The sequence below is a fragment of the Pseudomonas paraeruginosa genome, from assembly GCF_003025345.2.
In the GTDB taxonomy this organism is placed as follows: domain Bacteria; phylum Pseudomonadota; class Gammaproteobacteria; order Pseudomonadales; family Pseudomonadaceae; genus Pseudomonas; species Pseudomonas paraeruginosa.
Map to the genome: position 1 here is coordinate 2,858,927 of NZ_CP020560.1, position 21,449 is coordinate 2,880,375.

The window sequence follows — 21,449 nt, forward strand, 5'->3', positions numbered from 1 at the left end:
CGCGCTTATTTCTGCTCGAGGTAGTCGGTCAGGAACGCCTGCGGCTCGCCGGCGGACGACAGCGCCTCGCTATAGGCGACCTGCCGCGTCTGCTGCTCGCCGGGCAGGTAGAGCTCGCCCCAGCCGTCGCGCACGATCAGGATCACGTACTTGCTGCCGTTCAGTTCGGTGGAATAGCGACTGTCCCTGCTGCTCTTTTCCACCTTCACCTTGTGGATCAGGCGGTCCCAGTCGTGGTCCAGGCCTTCGACCTGCAACAGCGCTTCGCCGGCCGCCGCTTCGCCGATGCGCAGGGTCCAGACCTTGAGCCCCTGCTGGCCCTGGTAGGCCACCACCTTGTCGGCGACTGGCGGCCGCGCCTCTTCGGCATGCGCCACGCAGGCACCCCAGGTCAGCGCGCCAAGCAGCAGCGCCGCACTCCACTTTGCTATCATTCTCGCCCCCTTTGGCAACGCGATATAAAAGGGGCGCATGTATTAATACAGGCGCGGATCACGAACAACCGAGGCGGCCGCTGCTCACAGGAAAAGCGTCGCGGCCCACAGGTTCGGTTCGATCAGCGCACGGAACCAACCTGGAAAGCCGCTGCCTGAACCGGTTCAGATGGCTGCGTACCACCGATATCTTCGCCATGGAAAGCTGGAATCCCTACCACGACACGGAACTCTACTTCGACGCGCCTTCGCCCCTGTGCCAGTCGCGCATCCTCGACGCGCGCGAGATGCTCGGCAGCGCCACCGGCCACTACCAGGCGCGGACGGTGCGCCCGTCGATGCAGTATTTCGATTGCGACCTGAGCTTCACCGAGCCGCTGCGAACCCACAAGGTGCTGCCGGGAGGCCTGTGCATCGTGCAGATGTTCGACGGCCAGTGGCGGCACAGCGTCGACGGCGGCGAGCCTTATCTCTACAACCTGGGTGGTCCTTCGGTGCTCGGCACCGGCGAGCCGATGGAGGCCTTCGATATCCTGCCGGCGGGCAGCCGCGTGCGCCTGGGCGGACTGCGGATCGCCGCCAGCTACCTGGAGGAAGAACTGGAAACCGGCGATGGCGCCCTGCGTCCGCTGGCGCGGCTGAAGGGCGACGGCGCGAGCTTCACCCAGTTGTCCCGTTGCGGCGCCATCACCGCCCTGTTCGAGCGCCTCTACCAGAATCCCTACCGTGGTGCCCTCGCACGCCTGCACGAAGAGAGCCTGACCCTGGGCCTGCTGGTGGAGCTGGCGGCCCACCTGGGCGGCGCGGACCTTCGTCGCGCGCGTACCCCGCGCGCCCAGCGCGACCTGGCCCACGAGGCGCGCCGCCTGCTGGAGGCGAACCTCGGCCAGCCGCCTGCCAGCCTCGAACTGGCGCGCCAACTGGGCGTCGGCGAAACCACCCTGCGGCGGATTTTCAAGAACGAGTTCGGTCGCTCGATGTTGCAGTACGTCCGCGACCGGCGTCTCGAGATCGGCCGGCAGATGGTCCGCGAGGGCCGCTGGCAGATCGCGCAGATAGCCTATCGCCTGGGCTACTCCAGTCCGGAGAACTTCACCCATGCCTATCGCGCGCGCTTCGGCCATCCGCCGGGGCGCGAGTGAGGCGGGCGCGGTTCAGAGCGAACGCTGGTCGACCCGCGCCGAAAGCTGCTCGGCGCTTTCCTTGCGCTCCGAATAGCGGTCCACCAGGAAGTCCGTGCGCTCGCGCAGGAGCAGGGTGAACTTGAACAACTCCTCCATCACGTCGACCACCCGGTCATAGTAGGGCGACGGCTTCATCCGGCCTTCTTCGTCGAACTCCAGGTAGGCCTTGGGCACCGAGGACTGGTTGGGGATGGTGAACATGCGCATCCAGCGACCCAGCACGCGCAACTGGTTGACCACGTTGAACGACTGCGAGCCGCCGCAGACCTGCATCACCGCCAGGGTCTTGCCCTGGGTCGGGCGCACCGCCCCGAGCGCCAGGGGAATCCAGTCGATCTGCGCCTTGAATACCGCGGCCATCGCGCCATGGCGCTCGGGCGAGCACCAGACCTGGCCTTCCGACCACTGCACCAGGTCGCGCAACTCGCGGACCTTGGGATGCTCCAGCGGTGCGTCGTCGGGCAATGGCAGTCCGGAAGGGTTGAAAATCCGCGTTTCGGCACCGAAGCGTTCGAGCAGGCGTGCGGCCTCCAGCACCAGCAGGCGGCTGAAGGAGCGCTCGCGGGTCGAGCCATAGAGCAGGAGGATGCGCGGCCTGTGCCCGAAGACGGGTGGCGGGTCGCCGAGCAGTGCGGGATCGAGGTTGGGTAGTTGTTCGGACATGCTTCCTCCGGTCAGAGCGAGCCGATGCGCTCCAGCTCGCGCTTGAGCTGGTCGCGATCCAGGGTGGCGAAGGGCAGGCCGAGGAAGGCCCGGCAACGCTGTTCGATACGTGCCAGGGTGGCGCGGAACGCCGCATCCCGCTGGGCCTCGTCGCCGTCCAGGGTGGAGGGATCGGCCAGGCCCCAATGGGCCTTCAGCGCTGCGCCGAAATACAGTGGGCAGGCTTCCCCCGCGGCGGCGTCGCAGACGGTGATGACGATGTCCGGCGGCGCGCCTTCGAAAGCTTCGCTGCCCTTGCTGTACAGGCCGTGGGTGGCGATGCCGGCCTGTTCGAGGGTCGCCAGGCTGCGCGGATGCACCCTGCCGCTGGGCTGGCTGCCGGCGCTGCATGCCTCGAAACCTGGCGGGGCCAGGTGGTTGAACATGGCTTCGGAAAGAATGCTGCGGCAACTGTTGGCCGTGCACATGAACAGGACTCGCATCGCATGCTCCTTCCGCCGTGCGGCGGATCTCAGAGGCTCAGGCGCAGGGCCAGGGCCGAAAGGGTTGCCAGCAGGACCGGCAGGGTCAGCAGGGCGCCGACCCTGAAGTAGTAGCCCCAGGTGATGCGCGTGCCTTTGCGCGCCAGCACGTGCAGCCAGAGCAGCGTCGCCAGGCTGCCGATAGGGGTGATCTTCGGCCCAAGGTCGCAGCCGATGACGTTGGCGTAGATCATCGCTTCGCGCACCGCGCCGGCGGCGTCGCTGGCCTGGATCGACAGGGCGCCGAGCAACACGCTGGGCATGTTGTTCATCACCGAGGAGAGCGCGGCGGAAAGCAGCCCGGTGCCCAGCGCGGCCGCCCATACGCCGTGTCCGGCCAGGCGGTTCAGGAACTGCGCCAGGAGGTCGGTGAGCCCGGCGTTCTTCAGGCCGTAGACCACCAGGTACATGCCCAGCGAGAACACCACGATCTGCCAGGGCGCTTCGCGCAGCACCCGCCGGGTCGAGATCACCCGCCCGCGCCCGGCCACCGCCAGCAGCAGCGCCGCGCAGGCCGCGGCCACCGCGCTGACGGGGACGCCCAGCGGCTCCAGGGCGAACAGCCCGGCGAGCAGGACCAGCAGCATCCAGCCGCCGACGACGAAGGTCGCACGGTCGCGGATCGCCGCCCGCGGCGGCTTCAATTGCTCCAGCGCATAGACCGGCGGCAGGTCGCGGCGGAAATACAGGAACAGCACCAGCAGGGAGGTCGCGACGCTCACCAGGTTGACCGGCAGCATCACCGCGGCGTACTCGCCGAAGCCGAGCCCGAAGTAGTCGGCCGAGACGATGTTCACCAGGTTCGACACCACCAGCGGCAGGCTGGCGCTGTCGGCGATGAAGCCTGCCGCCATGACGAAGGCCAGGGTCGCCGCCGGGCTGAAGCGCAGGGCCAGCAGCATCGACATCACGATGGGCGTGAGGATCAGCGCCGCGCCGTCGTTGGCGAACAGCGCCGAGACCGCCGCGCCGAGCAGCACGCAGAAGGCGAACAGGCGCCGGCCGTCGCCGCCGGCCCAGCGCGCGACGTGCAGCGCGGCCCATTCGAAGAAGCCGGCCTCGTCCAGCAGCAGGCTGATGACGATCACCGCGATGAAGGTGGCGGTGGCATTCCAGACGATGTTCCAGACGGTCGGGATGTCGCCCGGCGCGACGCTGCCCAGGGCCAGGGCGAGCAGCGCGCCGAGGCTGGCGCTCCAGCCGATGCCGAGGCCCCTGGGTTGCCAGATGACCAGGACCAGGGTGAACAGGAAGATGGCGAAGGCGATCAGCATGGGGCGGCTCGCGCTATGGGCAGCAGGCGGAGGCGCGCTGCGGGCGGCCGTCCATGTTGCGCAGGCGCGCGGCGTCGGCTTGCAGCCAGTCGCCGTTGGCCCGCAGGGTCATTTGCAGGACTTCGTGGATCCAGGCCGGCAGCGCCGGGTTCAGGCGGTAATACACCCACTGGCCCTGGCGGCGGTCGAGAAGCAGCCCGGCGCTGCGCAATTGGGCCAGGTGACGGCTGATCTTCGGTTGGCTGTCGGCGAGGGCGCACATCAGTTCGCAGACGCACAGTTCGCCCTGGTCGACGATCAGCAGGGTGGCGCGCAGGCGCGTCTCGTCGGCCAGGCATTTGAACAGGTCGGGGGGCATGAGCATGGTGTCGCGCTCTTGTATATGGAAAATCGAATATACGGATATCCATATATATTGCAAGCAGCACGCCCGCCATAGCGGGCCGCGCGCCTCTCAACCGCGAGCAGCCTGGACTTCTTCGCTCGGCGTGCGGCCGAAATAGCGCTTGAACTCGCGACTGAACTGCGACGGACTCTCGTAACCGACCTGGCTGGCCGCGGTGCTGGCGTTCAGGCCGTCCTGCACCATCAGGCTCCAGGCCTTGTACAGGCGCACGCTCTTCAGGTATTGCAGGGGCGAGGTGAAGGTCATCGCCTTGAAGTTGTGGTGGAAGGTCGACACGCTCATGTTCGCCTCGCGGGCCAGGGTGTCGATGTCCAGGGCGCTGGCGTAGTCGGTGTGGATGCGCCGCAGGGCGCGCGCCATCCGCCCGTAGCCATTGTGCCGGCCGGCGACGGCGCGCAGCGCGCTGCCCTGTTCGCTGCGCAGGGCGCGGAAGATGATCTCGCGGACCAGTTGCGGGCCGAGGATATGGCTGTCCATCGGGCTGTGCAGGCAGCGCACCAGGCGCAGCGCGGCATCCTGCATGCCCGCGTCCAGGGGCACCGAGGCCATCGGCGCGCTGGGTGCCACCTCGCTGTCCTCGGGGTCGCCGGGAACGTCTTCCATCTGCAGCAGCAACTCCTTCAGCACGCCGATCTCGACATCGACCTTGAAACCGAGCAGCGGCTCGCCGGGGGAGGCATGGGTCTCGCATTCGAAGGGCAGGGGCACCGACATCACCAGGTAGTGGTGGGCGTCGTAGCGATAGGTTTCGCCGCCGAGGTGCCCGATCTTCTGCCCCTGGGCGATGATGCAGATGCGCGGCTCATAGAAGATCGGCCCGCGCGGATAGTCGCGCTCGGCCTGCATCAGGTGCACGCCGGGGATGCGGGTGGCGCTGATGCCGGGCTGCGGGTGCAGGTCGGCGATCAGTTGCGCCAGTGGGTTCTGTGCGGTCATGCCTTGAGCGATTCTCCGGAAGGGGAGGCAAACGTAGCAACCTCGCGCGTGCCTGGGCAGGGGTGGCGCCTCACTTCGGCACGAATAGGCAAGGCTTCGACAGGAATGGACATTCTGCGCCGGCGGCCATCCGGCCAACAATTGCCGCCCGTACCGGGCCGCCCTCCGCCATGCCGGAACGCGCGGCCCGCCTTCCCGTCAAGAGGACACGCCGATGACCCTTCAGATCCGCGGCTATGCCGCGCAGTCCGCCAGCGCCCCGCTGGCCGCCCACCGCTTCGAACGGCGCGCGCCGCGCGTCGACGACGTGGTGATCGACATCCTTTACTGCGGCGTCTGCCATTCGGACATCCATCAGGCACGCAACGAATGGCACAACAGCCTGTACCCGCTGGTGCCGGGCCACGAGATCATCGGCCGGGTCGCCAGCGTCGGCGCCGCGGTGAGCGGTTTCGCGGTCGGCGAACTGGTCGGCGTTGGCTGCATGGTCGACTCCTGCCAGCACTGCGCCGCCTGCGCCGAGGGCCTGGAGCAGTACTGCGCGGAATACCCGACCCTGACCTACAACGGCCGCGACCGCCACGACGGCCTGCCGACCTTCGGCGGCTACTCGGAGCGTATCGTGGTTTCCGAACGCTTCGTCCTGCGCATCCCCCGGGGGCTCGACCCGAAGGCGGCGGCGCCGCTGCTGTGCGCCGGGATCACCTCCTACTCGCCACTGCGCCACTGGAAGGTCGGCCCCGGTAGCCGGGTGGCGGTGGTCGGCCTGGGCGGCCTCGGTCACATGGGCCTGAAGTTCGCCAGGGCGCTCGGTGCCGAGGTGGCCCTGTTCACCCGTTCGCCGGGCAAGGAAGAGGAAGCGCGGCGGCTCGGCGCCGACCAGGTGATCCTTTCCACCGACCCGCAGCGGATGGCCGCCGTCGCCGGGCGCTTCGACCTGGTCCTGGACACCGTGCCGCACCCGCACGACCTCAATCCCTACCTGGCGACCCTCAGGCGCGACGGCACCCTCGTACTGGTCGGCCTGCTCGAGCCGCTGGAGCCGGCGGTACACGGCGCGCAACTGGTGATGGGGCGCCGCTCGATCGCCGGCTCGGCCATCGGCGGCATCGCCGAGACCCAGGAGATGCTCGATTTCTGCGCGACCCACGGGATCGCCTGCGACATCGAGATGATCGAGATCCAGCAGATCAACCAGGCCTACGAGCGGATGCTGGCCAGCGACGTGAAGTACCGCTTCGTGATCGACATGGCGTCCCTGCGGAAGTCCTTCTGAGACCGACCGTCGGCGCCGGTGGGCTCAGCAGCCCTCGGCGCCGACCAGGAAGGTCTCGAAACGCACGCTTTTCGCGCCCAGCCGCCAGACGCCCGCGCTCAGCGGGCCTTGCGCGTCCTCCCGGGCCTGCCAGGCGCGTTCGCAGTCCTCGCGTGAACGCCAGCAGGTGTAGTTCAGCACGTGCTGGCCGTCCTCGCTGGGGTGCAGGCTGGCGGACAGGTAGCCCGGGCATTTCCTGAAGCAGCGTTCCAGGCGTTGCAGGTGCGCGTTCTGTTCCAGCGCCAGCGACAACTGGCTGGCGGGCTCCACCTCGATATCGATGAATTGCGCGTAGCACGGCGACCGCTCGCCATCGGCCGGGCACTGGTCGTCGGTACAGCAGTAGGAGCAGGGGATGAGCATGGCGGGTTACTCCGGATGACTTGTGTCGAGGGCCGGCCCAGGGTAAAACATCAAGCAAACTTGAGGTCAAGCCAATCATGAAGAATTCCTGCGCATCCCGCGAACTGAGCGTTGGCGAACTGGCCAAGCGTGCCGGCGTGGCGGTCTCCGCGCTGCACTTCTACGAATCCAAGGGGCTGATCAGCAGCCAGCGCAACGCCGGCAACCAGCGTCGTTTCAGCCGCGAGACGCTGCGCCGGGTGGTGGTGATCAAGGTCGCCCAGCGGGTCGGCATTCCCCTGGCGCAGATCGCCCGTGCCCTGGATACCCTGCCGGCCGGGCGCAGCCCCACGGCGGCGGACTGGGCGCGGCTGTCGGCGCAGTGGAAGGCCGACCTCACGGAGCGAATCGACAAGCTGCTGTTGTTACGCGATCAGCTGGACGGCTGCATCGGCTGCGGCTGCCTGTCGCTGCAGGCCTGCCCGTTGCGCAATCCCGGCGACCAGCTCTCCGCCGAGGGGCCGGGGGCGCACTGGCTGGACGCCGAGGGTCGCGAGCACGACGGCTAGGCGGCGGTCAGCCGTGGTGCTGGCGGTCGGCGACGGCCGGGCTGTCCTGCAGGTTGTCCGGCGGGATCGCCAGGGCGCGTAGCGATCCGGCCATGATGTCGCTGAAGGTGGGCGCCGAGACCAGGCCGCCGAAGTAGCCGATCTTGCTCGGCGAATCGATCATCACCGCCAGCACCAGTTGCGGGTCGGACGCCGGGGCCATGCCGACGAACAGCGAACGGTAGGACTTGTCAGCGTAGCCCCGGCCCGAGGCCTTGCGCGCGGTGCCGCTCTTGCCGGCCACGTGATAGCCGGGCACGCGGGCGCGGACCACGCCCTTGGGGTCTTCCACCACGGTCTGCAGCATGGCCCGGATGCGCCGCGCGATCTGTGGATCCATTGCCTGGCGCACCTGGCCCTGCGGGTTGTCGCGGAGCAGGCTGAGGGGCACCAGCTTGCCGTCGTTGGCGAACACCGAGTAGGCCTGGGCCAGCTCGGCGGTGTTCACCGCCAGGCTGTAGCCGAACGACATGCTGGCGGTGGCGATGTTCGACCACTTCTGGTGGAACGGCAGGTAGCCCGGGTTCTCGCCGGGGAAGCCAAGCGACAGCGGCGCGCCGAAACCGACCCGGCCGAGCTGTTCGAGGATCGGCCTGGGCCCGACCTGCAGGGCGACCTTGCTCATGCCGATGTTCGAGGAATTGATCAGCACCCCGGTCATGGTCAGTACGTCGCGCCGGGCGACGTCGTGAATGGTGTGCCCGTCGATGGTCATCCAGCCCGGCGCCACGCTGACTTCGCTGTTCTCGTCGAACTTGCCGGAGGCCAGCGCCGCCGACATGCTGAACGGCTTGATCACCGAGCCCGGCTCGAAGGTGTCGGTAAGGGTGCGGTTGCGCATGAAGGCCGGGGCGAAGCTGGCGCGATTGTTCGGGTTGTAGGAGGGGAAGTTGGCCATCGCCAGGATCTGTCCGGTCTTCGGATTCACCAGCACCGCCGAGCCGGAGTGCGCGCCGAACTTGAGCACGGCCTTTTCCAGCGCCTTGTAGGCGATGAACTGTAGTCGCAGGTCGATGCTCAGGGCCACGTCCTGGCTGGCCTTGGGCGTCTTCAGTACCTTGATGCTGTTGACCAGCGAGCCGCGCGGGTTGATCGCCACCTCGCGGACGCCGTCCTTGCCGCTCAGCCAGTCGTTGAAGCCCAGTTCGGTGCCTTCCTGGCCGCGGCCGTCGATGTTGACCAGGCCGATCAATTGCGCGGTCAGCTCGGAGCTGGGGTAGAAGCGCTTGTATTCCTTGATCTGGTGTACGCCCGTTATGCCCAGGGCCATCACCTCGCTGGCCTCGATCGGCGACAGGCCGCGCTCGAGGTAGAGGAACCGCTTGTTCGGGTTGGCCTTGAGTTGGGCCAGCAGCGGCGCGGCGGGGCGGTGCAGGGCCCCGGCCAGGCGCGGCACCTCGTCGAGGTGGCCAGCCATTTCCCTGGGGTTGCACCAGATCGACGCGACTTCGGTGGAGACCGCCAGCGGCTCGCCGTTGCGGTCGGTGATCATGCCGCGGGTCACCGGGATCGGCAGATCGCGGATCGAGCGGAGGTCACCCTGGTCGGCGAGGAACTCGTGGTCGTGGACCTGGAGATAGACCAGCCGTCCGGAGACGGCCAGGGAGGCGAGGATGAACAGGGTGACGACAAGGATGAAGCGGTAGTTTCGGCGTTGGCTGCTCATGCAAGGGCACACTGGGGAAGAGGGAGACCGGAAGCCCGTCCGGGGCAGCGCTGAAACATCCTGTTGCAGTTGGCAACTGTACCGTCACCCGCCACCCGCCGGTCAAGCCCTTTGCCGCCGTCTAGAGCACCAGGCGCATCGCGCAGCGGCTGTCGGCGGCGAAGCCGATCTCCTGCTCGTGGCCGAGGATCGCGCGCAGGCGCTCGCCGGCTTCCTGCCAGGTCAGCCGCTGGAAGCCCAGGCGCGCGTAGAACGGCGCGTTCCAGGGCACCTCGCAGAAAGTCGTCAGGGTCAGCGCCCGGCAGTGGCTGGCGTGGGCGTAGGTCACCGCGCGTTCCAGCAGGCGGCGGCCCAGGCCCTGCTGCTGGTGGGCCTGGGCGATGGACAGCTCGGCGATGTGCAATTCGTCGGCGCAGCGTTCGGCGGCGAGGAAGCCGACCGGCTGGCCATCGGCGTCTTCCGCCAGCCAGTGGCTGCCGCGTTCGATCAGGCGGCGATGGAAGTCCACCCCGGCGACCCCGGCGTCGGCGATCCAGGCCAGCTCGGGCAGCAGACGGAAGCTTTCCCCGGCCGAGCGCTCGATGGCCGGGAGCAGCGCGGCGTCCTCGTCGCGGCTGGTTCTGATGCGGTAGTCCATTGGCTTCACTCCATGAGCAGGCCGTCGAGCAGCACGTCCAGGGCCTGGCAGGCCCTGGCCAGGCTCTGCGGCGGATGTTCGGCGTTGGCGATGCGCAGCGCGGCATCCACCAGCGCGCCATTGAGCAACCAGGCCAGGGCCTCGGCGTCGGCGCGGCGGATCCGTCCGCTGTCCATCAGCTCGCGCAGTTGTCCGGTCATCGATTGCAGGCAGCGCAACTGGCTGGCCTCGCTGCTGGTACAGCCGAGGATCGCCGGCGCATCGCGCAGGACGATGCGCTGGATCTCCGGTTCCAGGGCCATTTCCAGGTAGGCCCGGTTGTAGGCGCGGAAGCCGTGCCAGAGGTCGCTGCCGGCGGCGAGGATGGCGCCGAGGCGGGCGTTCATCTCGTCGTCGATCTGTTGCACCACGGCGGCCAGCAGGCCCTTCTTGTCGCCGAAGTGATGGTAGAGCGCGCCACGGGTGAGGCCGGCGCTGGCGGTCAGTTCGTCCATCGAGGCGTCGGCGTAGCCGCTGGCGGCGAACGCCCGGCGCGCGGCATCGATCAGCTTGGCGCGGGTCTCCTCGATCATTTCGGCGCGAGGCTTGCGGGCCATGCGAGGTCTCCGGGTGGCAAGGGAGCTTCAGGATAATTGACATACGCTGCGTATGTCTCCATGATTTTTTACATACGCAGCGTATGCAATTTTCGTTTTCTCCCGTCGTCGCCGGTTCCGCTGGAACCGGCCAGCCGAGGCTTTCCATGAGCAATCCCTATCTCGAACTGTTTTCCGCGCCTGGCGCCAAGGGCTTTTCCGCCGCCGGCCTGCTGGCGCGGATGCCGCTGTCGATGACCGGCCTGGGCATCGTCACCATGCTTTCCCAGGTACATGCCGACTACTGGCTGGCCGGCACCGTGGCGGCCACCTTCGTGTTCTGCAATGCGCTGCTCGCGCCGCAGGTATCGCGCCTGGTGGACCGCTTCGGCCAGGGCCGGGTGCTGCTCCCGGCGGCGCTGGCCAGCGCCCTGGCGATGGCCGCGCTGCTGCTCTGCACGCACTATCGCGCGCCGAACGCCTGGCTCTACCTGTTCGCCCTGCTGGCCGGGGTGATGCCGAGCATGCCGGCCATGGTGCGGGCGCGCTGGAGCGAGCTGTACCGGGGTTCGCCGAAGCTGCATACGGCGTTCTCCTTCGAATCGGTGATGGACGAGGTCTGCTACATCATCGGGCCGGTGCTGGCGGTGAGCCTCAGCGTCGGCTGGTTCGCCGAGGCGGGGCCGCTGCTGGCGACGCTGTTCCTGGTCGCCGGGGTGAGCCTGTTCAGCCTGCAACGCGGCACCGAACCGCCGTTGCATGCCCAGCCGCGGCGCCGCGCCGGCAGTGCGCTGGCCTATCCGGCGGTGCGCGTGCTGGCGCTGGTGCTGGCTGCCATCGGGGTGATCTTCGGCGCGGTGGAGGTGGTCAGCGTGGCCTTCGCCGAGACCCACGGCAACAAGGCGGCGGCAAGCCTGGTGTTGTCGGTCTATGCCGTCGGCTCATGTCTCGCGGGATTGCTGTTCGGGCTGCTGCGCTGGCGCCTGGCGCTTTCCCGGCAACTGCTCTGCATGATTACGCTGATGGCCCTGAGCCTGGTGCCGCTGCTCGGGGTGGACAGCATCCTCGCGCTTGCCCTGACCGTGCTGGTGGCCGGTTTCAGCGTGGCGCCGACGATGATCCTGGCCATGGGCCTGATCGAGCGCGCGGTGGACCCGGCGCGCCTCACCGAAGGCCTGACCTGGGCCGTCACCGGGCTGGGCATCGGCATGGCCCTGGGCTCGGCGCTGGCCGGCTGGGTGGTGGAAGGCTACGGCGCCGCCAGCGGTTTCCTCGTCGCGGTCGGCGCCGGCTGGCTGGCCTGGTTGCTGGCCCTGGCCTGCTTCCGGGTGCTGGCTCAGGACGAGGCCGGAGACTGCGCGGTGCCCGGTTGAGCGGGGAAGGCGTATTGGACGCCGACCCCGAGGGCTGCGCCAGCGCCTTGTGGCTGCTGACCCGTCCGGACTGCCGGGCGTTGCGCTCGGTGGTCGCGTTGTTCGACGAGCTGGGGCGGCATGTGCGATTGGGAGATGAGTGAGGGGTGAGGGCACTGGCCATGCCGGTACTGCGCGCTCCCTCGCCCAACCTTCTCCCGCGAGCGGGAGAGGGGGCTGGAATGGCGTTTCCCGAGAGGCCTGGCGTTCAGCCGCGATCCGCCGCGGCCGGTCCCGGCAGCGGGACGTCGCCCACCGCCGCCGCGCCGGTGGCCTTGCGCAGGCGCTTGACCTCGTCGACGCTGACGCTCGGCGCCTGGTTGCCCCAGCTGGTGCGGATGAAGTTGACCACGTCGGCGATCTCCTGGTCGTTCATCCGCCAGCCGAACGGCGGCATGGTGAAGCTCGACGGTGCCTGGTGGGTGGCCGGCAGGGTGCCGCCCTTGAGCACGATGTGCACCAGGGAGGTCGGGTCGCCGCCGGTCACCACCGGGTTGCCGGCCAGGGCCGGGAAGACCCGCGCATAGCCCTTGCCGTCGGTGCGGTGGCAGGCCCCGCAGTTGTCGACGTAGAGCGCCGCGCCGGTCTTGCTGTCGTCGCCGTGGAACAGTGCCCGGGCCACGCTCTCGTCGTAGACGTGCGGCTGGTCGGCCGGGTCCGCCGGCGGCAGCGACTTGAGGTAGCGGGCGATGGCGGTGAGGTCGGCGTCGCTCATGTACTGCATGCTGTGCACCACCACGTCGGACATGCCGCCGAACACCGCGCTGCGCTCGCTGCGACCGGTACGCAGGAAGCTCACCAGGTCGGCTTCGCTCCAGCTGCCCAGTCCGGTCCGGTGGTCGCCGCGCAGGCTCTTGGCGATCCAGTTCTCCAGCGGCGCGCTGCCGGACAGGTAGGCCGCGCCATCGCTCGCCGCCAGGGCCTTCTCCTGCATGCCCAGCCCACGCGGGGTATGGCAGGCGCCACAGTGGCCAAGGCCTTCGACCAGGTAGGCGCCGCGCGCCAGCACCGGGTCCTGCCCGGCGGCGGCCTGGAAGTCCTTCACTTCGGGAGCGAAGGTCCAGCGCCAGAACGCCAGCGGCCAGCGCATCGACAGCGGCCAGGGGATGTCGCTGGCCTTGTTGGGCTGCTCCACCGGCTCCACGCCATGCATGAAGTAGGCGTAGAGGGCGCGCATGTCCGCTTCGGTGACTCGTGCGTAGGACGGGTAGGGCATCGCCGGGTAGAGCGTGTCGCCGGACCTGGCCACGCCGTGGCGCACGGCGCGGTCGAAGTCCTCGAAGCTGTAGTCGCCGATGCCGGTCTTGCGGTCCGGGGTGATGTTGGTCGAGTACACCGCGCCGATCGGCGTTTCCATCGGCAGGCCCCCGGCGAACGGCTTGCCGTCCCTGGCGGTGTGGCAGGCCACGCAATCGCCGGCGCGGGCCAGGTATTCGCCCTGCCTGATCAGGGCCGGGTCCGGCGCCTCGGCGGCCTGGGCGATGCCGCAGGCGAGGACGGAGAGGGCGAGCAAGGCTGTCGGTTTCATCGTTGCGCTCCTCATGCCTGCACCAGCGGACCGGGGTTCTTCAGGTATTGCTCGCGGATCGCCTTGGCCGACCAGTAGGCCAGCGCCGCCACCAGCCCGGTGGGGTTGTAGCCGGTGCCCTGGGGGAAGGCCGAGGCACCCATGACGAAGACGTTGTGCACGTCCCAGCTCTGCAGGTAGCGGTTGAGCACGCTGGTCTTCGGATCGCTGCCCATGATCGCCCCGCCGAGCAGGTGGGTGGTCTGGTAGACCCGTGTATTGAAGTGGTCGCCGAAGTTCTTCACGCTCACCGAGATGGCCTTGGGGTTCATCGCCTCGGCGATCTTGCGCATGTGCTCGGTGACGTAGCGGCTCATGCGGATCTCGTTGTCCTTCCAGTCGAAGGTCATGCGCAGCAGTGGCTGGCCGTAGGCGTCCTTGTAGGTCGGGTCGAGGTCGAGGTAGTTGTCGCGGTAGGTCATGTTGCTGCCGTGGGCGTCCATCGACACGGTGTGCGTGTAGGCGTCCTTGACCGCCTGTTTCCAGCCGCTGCCCCAGCTCGGCGTGCCGGGCGGCACGGCGAGGCCGCCGATCGGCTTGGAACCGGCCTGGTTGACCCACATCGGCGAGCCGCCGACGAAGCCCAGCGGGCCGTGGTCGAAGTTGTCGGCGTTGAAGTCGTCCACCGCCACGCCGCCGCCGCCGGTGCCGACGAAGGGGTTGGTGTGCACGTCCTTGTCGAAGAACGCCTTGATGGTGGCCATGTTCTGGTAGGCGAAGTTCTTCCCCACCACGCCCTCGCCGGTGCGCGGGTCGTAGGGCTTGCCGATGCCGGAGAGCAGCAGCAGGCGCACGTTGTGGAACTGGAAGGCGCTGATGATCACCAGCTTCGCCGGCTGCACGATCTCGCGCCCCTGGGCGTCGACGTAGGTCACGCCGGTGGCCTGCCTGCCGTCGCTGTCGAGGTTGACCTTGAGCACGTTGCAGTTGGCGCGCAGTTCGAACAGCGGGGTCTGGCGCAGCGCCGGGAGGATGTTCAGGTTCGGCGAGGCCTTGGAATACATGTAGCAGGCGTAGCCGCTGCAGAAGCCGCAGAAGTTGCACGGTCCCATCTGCACCCCGTAGGGGTTGGTCCAGGGCCCGGAAGCGTTGGCCGCCGGCAGGTCGTAGGGGTGCAGGCCGAGTTCCTCGGCGGCCTTGCGGAACAGTTGCGCGGAGTACACCTGGCGCAGCGCCGGCAGCGGGAAGTCGTCCGAGCGGTCGGCGGCGAACGGATTGCCCTTGCCGACCACCTGGCCCTTGACCGTATGCGCGGTGCCGGAGGTGCCGAAGACCTTCTCGGCGAAATCGAAGTGCGGTTCCAGCTCCTCGTAGCTGACCCCGTAGTCCTGGATGGTCATGCCTTCGGGGATGAATTTCTTGCCGTAGCGTTCCTCGTAATGGCTGCGCAGGCGCAGCTCCTCGGGCATGATCCGGAAGTGCACGCCGGACCAGTGCAGGCCGGCGCCACCGACGCCGTCGCCGGGAAGGAAGGCGGAGAGCTGGCGGTAGGGCAGCGCGGTGTCGTTGATCCCGTGGCGGATGCTCACGGTACTCTTGGAGAGATTCTGGAACAGCTTGCCGCGGGTGTTGTAGGTCAGCTCGTCGAGGGTGTTGGGGTAGGCGCCGTCGGGATAGGTATCGCGGTTCTCGCCGCGCTCCAGCGCCACCACGTTGAGCCCGGCCTCGGTCAGCTCCTTGGCCAGGATCGCTCCGGTCCAGCCGAAGCCGACCACCACCGCATCCACCGGTTTGAGTGTCGTCGCCATCTTCAGCCCCTCTCGCCGGAAATTGCCACCGGCGGGAAGGGATACTTCTCGCCGCGGTCGGCCCAGTCCATGAAGTCGGCGCGGGCGCCAGGGAAGCCGACCAGCTTCCAGCCCACCAGGCCGCGATTGCCGCCGTGCTGCGGATCGGAGAAGAAGCCTTCGTGGGTGTTTTGCAGCAACTGGCCGAAGAGCAGGTTGGCCGGCAGGTCCTGCAGGTCGATCTGGCCGGCTTCCAGGCGTTGCAGGATGTCGTCCTGCGCCGACGGCTCCAGCTCGGCGAACGGCTTGCCCTGGTTGGCCTTGCTCCAGCGTTCCAGGGCGGCGATGCCGACCCGGTAGATGTCGCGCGGCACCAGCTTCAGCTGATGGCCGAACTCCGGCGCGGCGTCGGTGACGAACGGCCCCTGCATGTACCAGAGGGCGCCGTGCCCGTAGGGGGTTTCCATCTGTCGGTCGATGAACTCCGGCACCCCCGCCTCGATGGCGCCGGGGCCGTTGTCATCGCTGGGGATCAGGCGCGCCACCGCGGCGTTGACGAAAGCCCATTCGGTGCTGGTGAAGAAGCGAGGCTGGTAGCGTTCGCCGGGTTTGTCCCGCTCGGCGGCGGGCGTCTGCATGGCATGGCCGACGCCATAGCCGGCCAGGGTCACCGCCGGGATCACGGTCAGGGTCTTGCGCAGGAAGTCGCGGCGGCCGTTGACGGCCTTGTCATCGGGCATGGTGGGGTCCTCTCTGGATCATCACGGTTTCGTCTTTCTGATAATGATTAGCAGGCTAATTATAAGTTCATGTGTCACGCTGGAGAAACGTTTCAGCAAGGATTCAGGGCAGGCCAATACGGCAAGTGAAGCAGAACGGCACGCCGGGTGTCGGCCCGGCGCGCCCGCTGGCGACCGCTTCAGGCGCGCTGGCGTCGCGCCCAGGCCGAAGGATTGACCAGGTTCAGCGGCCGCTCGCCGGCGAGGGCGGCGAGCAGGTTGTCCACCGCGCAGCGGGCCATGGCTTCGCGGGTTTCCTCGGTGGCCGAGCCGATGTGCGGGGTGGCCACCACGTTCGGCAGGCGCAGCAGCGGCGAGTCGGGAGACAGCGGCTCGCGCTCGAACACGTCGAGGCCGGCGGCGCGGATCCGCTGCTGCTCCAGGGCCTCGATCAGGGCCGCCTCGTCGACCACCCGGCCACGGGAGATGTTGATGAAGATCGCCTGCGGGCGCATCCGGGCGAACTGCGCGGCACCGACCAGGCCTTCGGTGGCGGCGGTCAGCGGCAGGGTCAGGCAGACGAAGTCGGATTCCTCGAGCAGCGCGTCGAGGGAGCGGTAGCTCGCCGCGTAGCGTTCCTCGACCCGGGGCTTCGGGCTATGGCTGTGGTACAGCACACGCATGCCGAAACCGTGGTGCCCGCGCCGGGCCAGGGCCTCGCCGATGCGGCCCATGCCGACGATACCGAGGGTCTTGCCATGCACGTCGGTGCCGAACTGGGCGCCGCCGATGCTCTTCTTCCATTCCCCGGCGCGCACCCAGCCGGCCAGCTCCACCACCCGCCGGGCGGTGGCCAGGATCAGGGCGAAGCCGGTATCGGCGGTGGTCTCGGTGAGCACGTCGGGGGTATTGCTGAGGAGGATGCCGCGGCGGTCGAGGTAGTCGATGTCATAGTTGTCGACGCCCACCGAGACACTGGCGATGGCTTCCAGTCGCGGCGCCAGGTCGAGCAGCCCGGCGTCCAGGCGCAAGCTCGCGCCGAGCAGGCCGTGGGCCTCGGGCAGGGCGTCGCGCAGGCGGGCCAGGCCGTCGCGGCCGGGCTCCTCGACCAGGAGCACCTCGGCCCGCTCGCGCAGGCGCTCCATCAGGGGCGTGGAGAGACGTTTGTAGAGAACCACTTTCTTCATCGGATGCTCCGGAGTCGCTCAGGGATGGGCCGGCGCCGCCCGCCGCGAGGGAGGCGCGCGACCGGCATCGGGCTCGCGCCTGTCGGCGTGCGGGTTGAGGAACACGGTGAGCAGCACCGACAGCAGCAGCGCGCCGCTCATGAACAGATAGGACGCCCCAGGCCCGCCGGTGATGCCGTTCAGGTAGCCGACCAGCCAGGAGCCGGAGAACGAGCCCAGCGCGCCCATGCTGTTGATCAGCGCCATGGCGCCGCCGGCGACGTTGGCCGGGAGGACTTCCGGGACGATCGCGAAGAATGGCCCGTAGGGCGCGTACATGCAGGCCCCGGCCAGCACCAGCAGGGCGTAGGACAGCCAGAAGTGCTCGCTGCCCAGGGCGTAGGAACCGTAGAAGGCGATGGAGGCGATCAGCAGCGGCGGCCAGACGAAACGCTTGCGTTTCTGCATCCGGTCCGAGGCCCAGGACACCCCGAGCATGGCGATCACCGCCGCCAGGTAGGGTAGCGCCGACAGCCAGCCGGCCTCGACGATGTCGATGTTGGCGCCGTGCTTGAGGATCGACGGCAGCCAGAGGACGAAGCCATAGACGCCGATGCTCCAGCAGAAATACTGCAGCGAGAGGACGATGACCTTTGGCGAACGGAACGCCTCGCGGTAGTTCTTCACCGGCTTGATGCCCTGCTGCTCGGCGGCCAGAGCGTCTTCCAGGTCGCGTTTTTCCGCGGCGCCGAGCCAGGCGGCCTGGCGTGGGCGGTCATCCACCAGGCGCCACCAGATGAAAGCCCAGATCACCGCTGGCAGGCCTTCGATGATGAACATCCAGCGCCAGCTGAAATGCTCCACCAGGTAGCCGGAGACCACCGACATCCAGAGGATGGTCACCGGGTTGCCGAGGATCAGGAAGGTGTTCGCCCGCGAGCGCTCGGCGCGGGTGAACCAGTGGCAGAGGTAGACCAGCATCGCCGGCATCACCGCCGCCTCGACTACGCCGAGAAGGAAGCGGATGCCGATCAGCAGGTAGACGTTGGCGACCATTCCGGTCAGGGTGGCCAGCCCGCCCCAGAGGATCAGGCTGACGAAGATCAGCTTCTTGACGCTGCGCTTTTCCGCGTAGATCGCCCCCGGCACCTGGAAGAAGAAGTAGCCGAGGAAGAACAGCGCCCCCAGCAGCGAGGACAGCCCGGGGGTGATCCGCAGGTCGTCGGCCATCCCGGAGGCGGCGGCGAAGCCGTAGTTGGCGCGGTCCAGGTAGGCCAGGCTGTAGGTGACGAAAACGATCGGCATGATGTACCACCAGCGGCTGCTGGCGAGGCGAGGCATGGTCATGGTCGGGTATCTCCTGAGCTTGTCTTGTTCTTGTCGCAACAGGTGCCGCGTGGGCGGCGAGGTCAGGCGCTCTTGCGGCGCTCGCGGTCGAGCAGCTGGCTGCGTTCCGGCAGACCCTCCATGTCGCCGCGGACCTGCACCGCGCGGCTGCCGATCCAGTTGCCGCGGGCCACCGCGTCGGGCAGCGGCAGGCCTTCCAGCAGCGCGCTGACCAGCCCGACCGCGAAGCCGTCGCCGGCGCCGACGGTGTCCACCACGGTCGCCACCGGCACGCCGGGAACCAGCCCTTCACCGTGGGCATCGCGATAGTAGGCGCCGCTCGGGCCGAGCTTGATCGCCACCGCGTCGACGCCCATGTCCAGGTAGAACGCGGCGATATCCGCCGGTTCCTGCCAGCCGCTGAGCAGGCGACCTTCCTCCAGGCCCGGCAGGACCCAGTGGGCGTGCGCGGCGAGGGCGTTGATCTCGGCGATCATGCGGCGCTCGCCGGGCCACAGCGAGGGCCGCAGGTTGGGGTCGAAGGACAGGCTGGCACCGTTGTCGCGCATGCGCCGCATCAGTTCGTGGGACAATTCGCAGGCACTCGCCGAGAGCGCCGGAGGAATGCCGGTGGCGTGCAGGTGGCGGGCGCCGAGCATTTCTTCGCGGAGGTGGGCGAGGCCCAGCCGGCTGGCCGCCGAGCCGCGGCGGAAGTACTCGACCCGCGGGTCGGTGCCATCGACTTCGCGGGACTTCATCTGGAATCCGGTGGGCGCTTGCGCGTCGACCTCGACGAAGCGGCAGTCGAGGCCCTCGCGGGTCAGGCTGTCGAGTACGAAGCGGCCGAGCGAGTCGTCGCCGACCCGGCTCAGCCAGGCCACCGCGAAGCCGAGGCGGGCGAGGCCGATGGCGACGTTGCTGTCGGCGCCGGCGATGCGCTTGCCGAACTGCTCGACCCGGTGCAGTTCGCCGGGCTGTTCGGCGACGAACATGGCCATGGTCTCGCCGAAGCAGAGGATCTCGAAGTCAGCCATGCTGGCGTTCCTCCTGGATGTGCCCGAGGCGGGCGAGGGCGGCGATGTGCCGACGACTGAGACTGAGCAGGTCGTCGCCCAGCAGCGGGTATTCGATGGCCCGCGCGGCGCCCTCCGGGAAATGCTGGAACAGGCGCTGCCAGTACTGCAGGTCGGCGGCCGACGGCGGCACCGCGACCAGCTTGCCGTCGCGGTTGCGGATCACCGCCTTGCAGTGCACGTAGCCGACGTAGCGGCCCAGGCGCAGGGCGGCGTCGTCCACCGCCTGTTCCTGCCAGCGCCAGTTGCCGATGTCGAAGGTCATCGCCAGGTTCAGTTGCTGGCGTTCGGCGAGGCGGAAGAAGCGCTCCAGCACCTCGATCCGGCCGCCCTGGGGCGTCTGGTCGTTTTCCACCAGCAGTTGCAGCGGGTGCCGCGCCAGGCGTCGGCCAAGGGCGGCGAGGTCGGGCTGCTCCGGCAGATGACCGAGCGAGACCTTGAGCCAGCCGGCCCCGCAGGCTTCGGCGCGACGCAGGGTCGGCTCCAGCTCGGGGTGCAACTGGCCGTCCTCGCGCCACAGCTCGAGGGGTGAGGAGAACACGCACTCCAGCCCCTGCAACTGGATGGCGGTGGTCAGCGCCTCGGTATCCGGCGGGCCGGCGAAGAGTTCCTCGCGCAGTTCCACGCGCCGCGCGCCGGCCATCGCCAGCAGGGGCAGGAAGCTGGCCTGGCCGCGACTGCGGACGAGATCCGCGCCGTAGCTGGAAAGACTGATGGAGACGGGATGAAGGGACATTGGCATTCCTCTGAAACCGGTTTCATTTCAGGCCGAGCGAAGGCCGCCGGCAACGCGTCGGCGGCAGGCCGCTAACCGCGTGGATGGGTCGAGCCGCGAACGATCAGTTGTGCCGGGAAGGTCACCCGGCGCGCCGGCTCGCGGTCGCCCTCGAGTCGCGCCAGGAGACGCTCGAAGGCGGTGCGGCCGATTTCGTCGGTGGGTTGGGCGAGGGCGGTGATGCCGCTGCCCACCAGCGGGTACCAGTCGAGTTCGTCGAGGGCCAGCAGGCCGACCTCGTCGAACAGCCGGCAACCGAGGTCGCGCAACTGGCGGGTGGCGCACAGGGTGGCGACGCCGTTGCAGCTGAACAGCGCCTTCGGCCCCGGGCCGCTGGCGGCGAGGAAGGCGCGCAGGCCGTCGCGGAAGAAGTCGTCGGTCTGCAGGACCTGGCCCTTGAGCGCCGGCCGGCGACCGATGGAGGCGTTGAAGGCCTGCACCCGCTCGATCCGCGAACTGGTGCCGTCGAGCGGTTCGGTGACCAGCAGGATGTCGCGGAAGCCGCGCTGTTGCAGGTGGTCCAGGGCCTGTTCGACGGCGTCGGCGTTGTCCAGGCCGACCAGGTCGGTGTCCAGCTCGGCCAGCTGGCGGTCCACCAGCACCATCGGCAGGTGCTGGTGCAGGGCGCGCAGCTCGCCCGGGTGGTGGCCGAGGGTGTTCACGATCAGTCCTTCGACGTTGTAGGACTGCAGGGCGGCCAGGTGATGGCGCTCCTGCTCGTCGTCGCGGTCGGTATTGCACACCACCAGGCTGTAGCCGTGTTCGCGGCAGGCGGTTTCCACGCCATGCATGACGGCCACGGAGTAGGGATTGAGGATGTCCGCCACCAGCATTCCGACCAGCCGCGTGCGGCCGCGCTTGAGGCCACGGGCCATCTGGTTGGGGCGATAGTCGAGCTGGTCGATGGCACGCTCGATGCGCTCGGCGGTGGCATCCGCGAGAAGCTGGCGGTCGCCGCCGATATAGCGCGACACGCTGGCCTTGGAGACGCCGGCGGCCTCGGCCACCTGGTTGATGGTGGCGCGGCCACGGCTGGGCAGTATTGAACCATTCACGGACCTGGTACCTCTTGGTGCTGTTCTTATTGGTGTGTCCGGCTGGTCCGCACCAGCGGATGCCAGGG

22 protein-coding genes and 1 pseudogene are annotated in these 21,449 nt (G+C 68.5%); 5 read left to right on the forward strand and 18 right to left on the reverse strand.

Translation table 11 applies throughout. The annotated features are described in order from the left end of the window. Nucleotides 1-5: 5 nt before the first annotated feature. Nucleotides 6-434: a hypothetical protein gene (locus B7D75_RS13535; protein WP_012075738.1), complete on the reverse strand. Its 429-nt coding sequence runs from the start codon at nucleotides 432-434 to the stop codon at nucleotides 6-8. Nucleotides 435-721: 287 nt separating this feature from the next. On the opposite strand from B7D75_RS13535, the gene B7D75_RS13540 reads away from it, so the two are divergent. Beyond that, nucleotides 722-1,576, forward strand: a complete 855-nt coding sequence (locus B7D75_RS13540; RefSeq protein WP_107114671.1) for a helix-turn-helix transcriptional regulator — start codon at nucleotides 722-724, stop codon at nucleotides 1,574-1,576. A 12-nt stretch (nucleotides 1,577-1,588) separates the two neighbouring features. Here B7D75_RS13540 and arsH read toward each other — a convergent pair whose 3' ends face one another. The 5 genes from arsH to B7D75_RS13565 form a co-directional block, all read right to left on the reverse strand. Continuing rightward, entirely contained in the window at nucleotides 1,589-2,281 is a 693-nt protein-coding gene (gene arsH / locus B7D75_RS13545) for an arsenical resistance protein ArsH (protein WP_043100211.1), read from the reverse strand. A gap of 11 nt (nucleotides 2,282-2,292) precedes the next feature. Next, entirely contained in the window at nucleotides 2,293-2,763 is a 471-nt protein-coding gene (locus tag B7D75_RS13550) for an arsenate reductase ArsC (protein WP_043100213.1), read from the reverse strand. A gap of 29 nt (nucleotides 2,764-2,792) precedes the next feature. Next, nucleotides 2,793-4,076: an arsenic transporter gene (locus B7D75_RS13555; protein WP_034081556.1), complete on the reverse strand. Its 1,284-nt coding sequence runs from the start codon at nucleotides 4,074-4,076 to the stop codon at nucleotides 2,793-2,795. A 13-nt stretch (nucleotides 4,077-4,089) separates the two neighbouring features. After that, nucleotides 4,090-4,440, reverse strand: a complete 351-nt coding sequence (locus B7D75_RS13560) for a metalloregulator ArsR/SmtB family transcription factor (protein WP_053813915.1) — start codon at nucleotides 4,438-4,440, stop codon at nucleotides 4,090-4,092. A gap of 90 nt (nucleotides 4,441-4,530) precedes the next feature. Continuing rightward, nucleotides 4,531-5,418 (reverse strand): AraC family transcriptional regulator, encoded by an 888-nt coding sequence (locus B7D75_RS13565; RefSeq protein WP_033999866.1) that lies wholly within the window; start codon nucleotides 5,416-5,418, stop codon nucleotides 4,531-4,533. 214 nt (nucleotides 5,419-5,632) lie between these two features. On the opposite strand from B7D75_RS13565, the gene B7D75_RS13570 reads away from it, so the two are divergent. Continuing rightward, entirely contained in the window at nucleotides 5,633-6,694 is a 1,062-nt protein-coding gene (locus B7D75_RS13570; RefSeq protein WP_003150303.1) for an NAD(P)-dependent alcohol dehydrogenase, read from the forward strand. Nucleotides 6,695-6,718: 24 nt separating this feature from the next. Here the strand turns inward: B7D75_RS13570 and pumA are convergent, their stop codons facing one another. Then, a complete protein-coding gene (pumA, locus tag B7D75_RS13575; protein ID WP_003150300.1) occupies nucleotides 6,719-7,096 on the reverse strand; it encodes a monooxygenase PumA in 378 nt (125 codons plus the stop codon). 77 nt (nucleotides 7,097-7,173) lie between these two features. On the opposite strand from pumA, the gene soxR reads away from it, so the two are divergent. Further along, nucleotides 7,174-7,644 (forward strand): redox-sensitive transcriptional activator SoxR, encoded by a 471-nt coding sequence (gene soxR, locus B7D75_RS13580; protein WP_012075745.1) that lies wholly within the window; start codon nucleotides 7,174-7,176, stop codon nucleotides 7,642-7,644. A gap of 7 nt (nucleotides 7,645-7,651) precedes the next feature. On the opposite strand, the gene B7D75_RS13585 is transcribed toward soxR, so the two are convergent. The 3 genes from B7D75_RS13585 to B7D75_RS13595 form a co-directional block, all read right to left on the reverse strand. Continuing rightward, nucleotides 7,652-9,349, reverse strand: a complete 1,698-nt coding sequence (locus tag B7D75_RS13585; protein WP_053817206.1) for a peptidoglycan D,D-transpeptidase FtsI family protein — start codon at nucleotides 9,347-9,349, stop codon at nucleotides 7,652-7,654. Nucleotides 9,350-9,470: 121 nt separating this feature from the next. Beyond that, nucleotides 9,471-9,986 (reverse strand): GNAT family N-acetyltransferase, encoded by a 516-nt coding sequence (locus tag B7D75_RS13590; RefSeq protein ID WP_107114117.1) that lies wholly within the window; start codon nucleotides 9,984-9,986, stop codon nucleotides 9,471-9,473. Between the two features lie 5 nt (nucleotides 9,987-9,991). Further along, the gene (locus tag B7D75_RS13595; RefSeq protein WP_003150295.1) at nucleotides 9,992-10,582 is read right to left on the reverse strand and encodes a TetR/AcrR family transcriptional regulator; all 591 of its coding nucleotides are present in this window, start codon (nucleotides 10,580-10,582) and stop codon (nucleotides 9,992-9,994) included. A 146-nt stretch (nucleotides 10,583-10,728) separates the two neighbouring features. Between B7D75_RS13595 and B7D75_RS13600 the strand changes: the two genes are divergently transcribed. Together B7D75_RS13600 and B7D75_RS13605 are read left to right on the forward strand one after the other, a co-directional pair. After that, a complete protein-coding gene (locus B7D75_RS13600; RefSeq protein WP_107114118.1) occupies nucleotides 10,729-11,934 on the forward strand; it encodes an MFS transporter in 1,206 nt (401 codons plus the stop codon). A 2-nt stretch (nucleotides 11,935-11,936) separates the two neighbouring features. Beyond that, nucleotides 11,937-12,077 (forward strand): annotated as a pseudogene (locus tag B7D75_RS13605) (LysR family transcriptional regulator); the annotation flags it as partial. 104 nt (nucleotides 12,078-12,181) lie between these two features. Here B7D75_RS13605 and B7D75_RS13610 read toward each other — a convergent pair. The 8 genes from B7D75_RS13610 to ptxS form a co-directional block, all read right to left on the reverse strand. Next, nucleotides 12,182-13,501 carry a cytochrome c gene (locus tag B7D75_RS13610; protein WP_107114119.1) on the reverse strand — a complete coding sequence of 440 codons (1,320 nt, stop codon included), beginning with the start codon at nucleotides 13,499-13,501 and terminating at the stop codon, nucleotides 12,182-12,184. Between the two features lie 11 nt (nucleotides 13,502-13,512). Further along, nucleotides 13,513-15,288 carry a GMC family oxidoreductase gene (locus tag B7D75_RS13615; protein ID WP_003110747.1) on the reverse strand — a complete coding sequence of 592 codons (1,776 nt, stop codon included), beginning with the start codon at nucleotides 15,286-15,288 and terminating at the stop codon, nucleotides 13,513-13,515. 2 nt (nucleotides 15,289-15,290) lie between these two features. Next, nucleotides 15,291-16,007, reverse strand: a complete 717-nt coding sequence (locus tag B7D75_RS13620) for a gluconate 2-dehydrogenase subunit 3 family protein (protein ID WP_107114120.1) — start codon at nucleotides 16,005-16,007, stop codon at nucleotides 15,291-15,293. Between the two features lie 179 nt (nucleotides 16,008-16,186). Then, complete coding sequence (locus B7D75_RS13625) at nucleotides 16,187-17,173, reverse strand: 2-hydroxyacid dehydrogenase (protein WP_107114121.1); 987 nt, start codon at nucleotides 17,171-17,173, stop codon at nucleotides 16,187-16,189. Between the two features lie 18 nt (nucleotides 17,174-17,191). Then, nucleotides 17,192-18,499 carry an MFS transporter gene (locus B7D75_RS13630; RefSeq protein WP_107114122.1) on the reverse strand — a complete coding sequence of 436 codons (1,308 nt, stop codon included), beginning with the start codon at nucleotides 18,497-18,499 and terminating at the stop codon, nucleotides 17,192-17,194. Between the two features lie 62 nt (nucleotides 18,500-18,561). Next, nucleotides 18,562-19,512 (reverse strand): sugar kinase, encoded by a 951-nt coding sequence (locus B7D75_RS13635; protein ID WP_053813920.1) that lies wholly within the window; start codon nucleotides 19,510-19,512, stop codon nucleotides 18,562-18,564. Next, nucleotides 19,505-20,287: a sugar phosphate isomerase/epimerase family protein gene (locus B7D75_RS13640; protein ID WP_034081566.1), complete on the reverse strand. Its 783-nt coding sequence runs from the start codon at nucleotides 20,285-20,287 to the stop codon at nucleotides 19,505-19,507. The genes B7D75_RS13635 and B7D75_RS13640 overlap by 8 nt, the downstream gene beginning before the upstream one ends. A gap of 71 nt (nucleotides 20,288-20,358) precedes the next feature. After that, a complete protein-coding gene (gene ptxS / locus B7D75_RS13645; RefSeq protein WP_012075755.1) occupies nucleotides 20,359-21,381 on the reverse strand; it encodes a transcriptional regulator PtxS in 1,023 nt (340 codons plus the stop codon). Nucleotides 21,382-21,449 lie beyond the last annotated feature (68 nt).

Bases quoted from the DNA above. Each gene is read 5' to 3' on its own strand.
- B7D75_RS13535 (WP_012075738.1), bottom strand. From the start codon at position 434: ATGATAGCAAAGTGGAGTGCGGCGCTGCTGCTTGGCGCGCTGACCTGG.
- B7D75_RS13540 (WP_107114671.1), top strand. From the start codon at position 722: ATGCTCGGCAGCGCCACCGGCCACTACCAGGCGCGGACGGTGCGCCCG.
- arsH (WP_043100211.1), bottom strand. From the start codon at position 2,281: ATGTCCGAACAACTACCCAACCTCGATCCCGCACTGCTCGGCGACCCG.
- B7D75_RS13550 (WP_043100213.1), bottom strand. From the start codon at position 2,763: ATGCGAGTCCTGTTCATGTGCACGGCCAACAGTTGCCGCAGCATTCTT.
- B7D75_RS13555 (WP_034081556.1), bottom strand. From the start codon at position 4,076: ATGCTGATCGCCTTCGCCATCTTCCTGTTCACCCTGGTCCTGGTCATC.
- B7D75_RS13560 (WP_053813915.1), bottom strand. From the start codon at position 4,440: ATGCTCATGCCCCCCGACCTGTTCAAATGCCTGGCCGACGAGACGCGC.
- B7D75_RS13565 (WP_033999866.1), bottom strand. From the start codon at position 5,418: ATGACCGCACAGAACCCACTGGCGCAACTGATCGCCGACCTGCACCCG.
- B7D75_RS13570 (WP_003150303.1), top strand. From the start codon at position 5,633: ATGACCCTTCAGATCCGCGGCTATGCCGCGCAGTCCGCCAGCGCCCCG.
- pumA (WP_003150300.1), bottom strand. From the start codon at position 7,096: ATGCTCATCCCCTGCTCCTACTGCTGTACCGACGACCAGTGCCCGGCC.
- soxR (WP_012075745.1), top strand. From the start codon at position 7,174: ATGAAGAATTCCTGCGCATCCCGCGAACTGAGCGTTGGCGAACTGGCC.
- B7D75_RS13585 (WP_053817206.1), bottom strand. From the start codon at position 9,349: ATGAGCAGCCAACGCCGAAACTACCGCTTCATCCTTGTCGTCACCCTG.
- B7D75_RS13590 (WP_107114117.1), bottom strand. From the start codon at position 9,986: ATGGACTACCGCATCAGAACCAGCCGCGACGAGGACGCCGCGCTGCTC.
- B7D75_RS13595 (WP_003150295.1), bottom strand. From the start codon at position 10,582: ATGGCCCGCAAGCCTCGCGCCGAAATGATCGAGGAGACCCGCGCCAAG.
- B7D75_RS13600 (WP_107114118.1), top strand. From the start codon at position 10,729: ATGAGCAATCCCTATCTCGAACTGTTTTCCGCGCCTGGCGCCAAGGGC.
- B7D75_RS13610 (WP_107114119.1), bottom strand. From the start codon at position 13,501: ATGAAACCGACAGCCTTGCTCGCCCTCTCCGTCCTCGCCTGCGGCATC.
- B7D75_RS13615 (WP_003110747.1), bottom strand. From the start codon at position 15,288: ATGGCGACGACACTCAAACCGGTGGATGCGGTGGTGGTCGGCTTCGGC.
- B7D75_RS13620 (WP_107114120.1), bottom strand. From the start codon at position 16,007: ATGCCCGATGACAAGGCCGTCAACGGCCGCCGCGACTTCCTGCGCAAG.
- B7D75_RS13625 (WP_107114121.1), bottom strand. From the start codon at position 17,173: ATGAAGAAAGTGGTTCTCTACAAACGTCTCTCCACGCCCCTGATGGAG.
- B7D75_RS13630 (WP_107114122.1), bottom strand. From the start codon at position 18,499: ATGACCATGCCTCGCCTCGCCAGCAGCCGCTGGTGGTACATCATGCCG.
- B7D75_RS13635 (WP_053813920.1), bottom strand. From the start codon at position 19,512: ATGGCTGACTTCGAGATCCTCTGCTTCGGCGAGACCATGGCCATGTTC.
- B7D75_RS13640 (WP_034081566.1), bottom strand. From the start codon at position 20,287: ATGTCCCTTCATCCCGTCTCCATCAGTCTTTCCAGCTACGGCGCGGAT.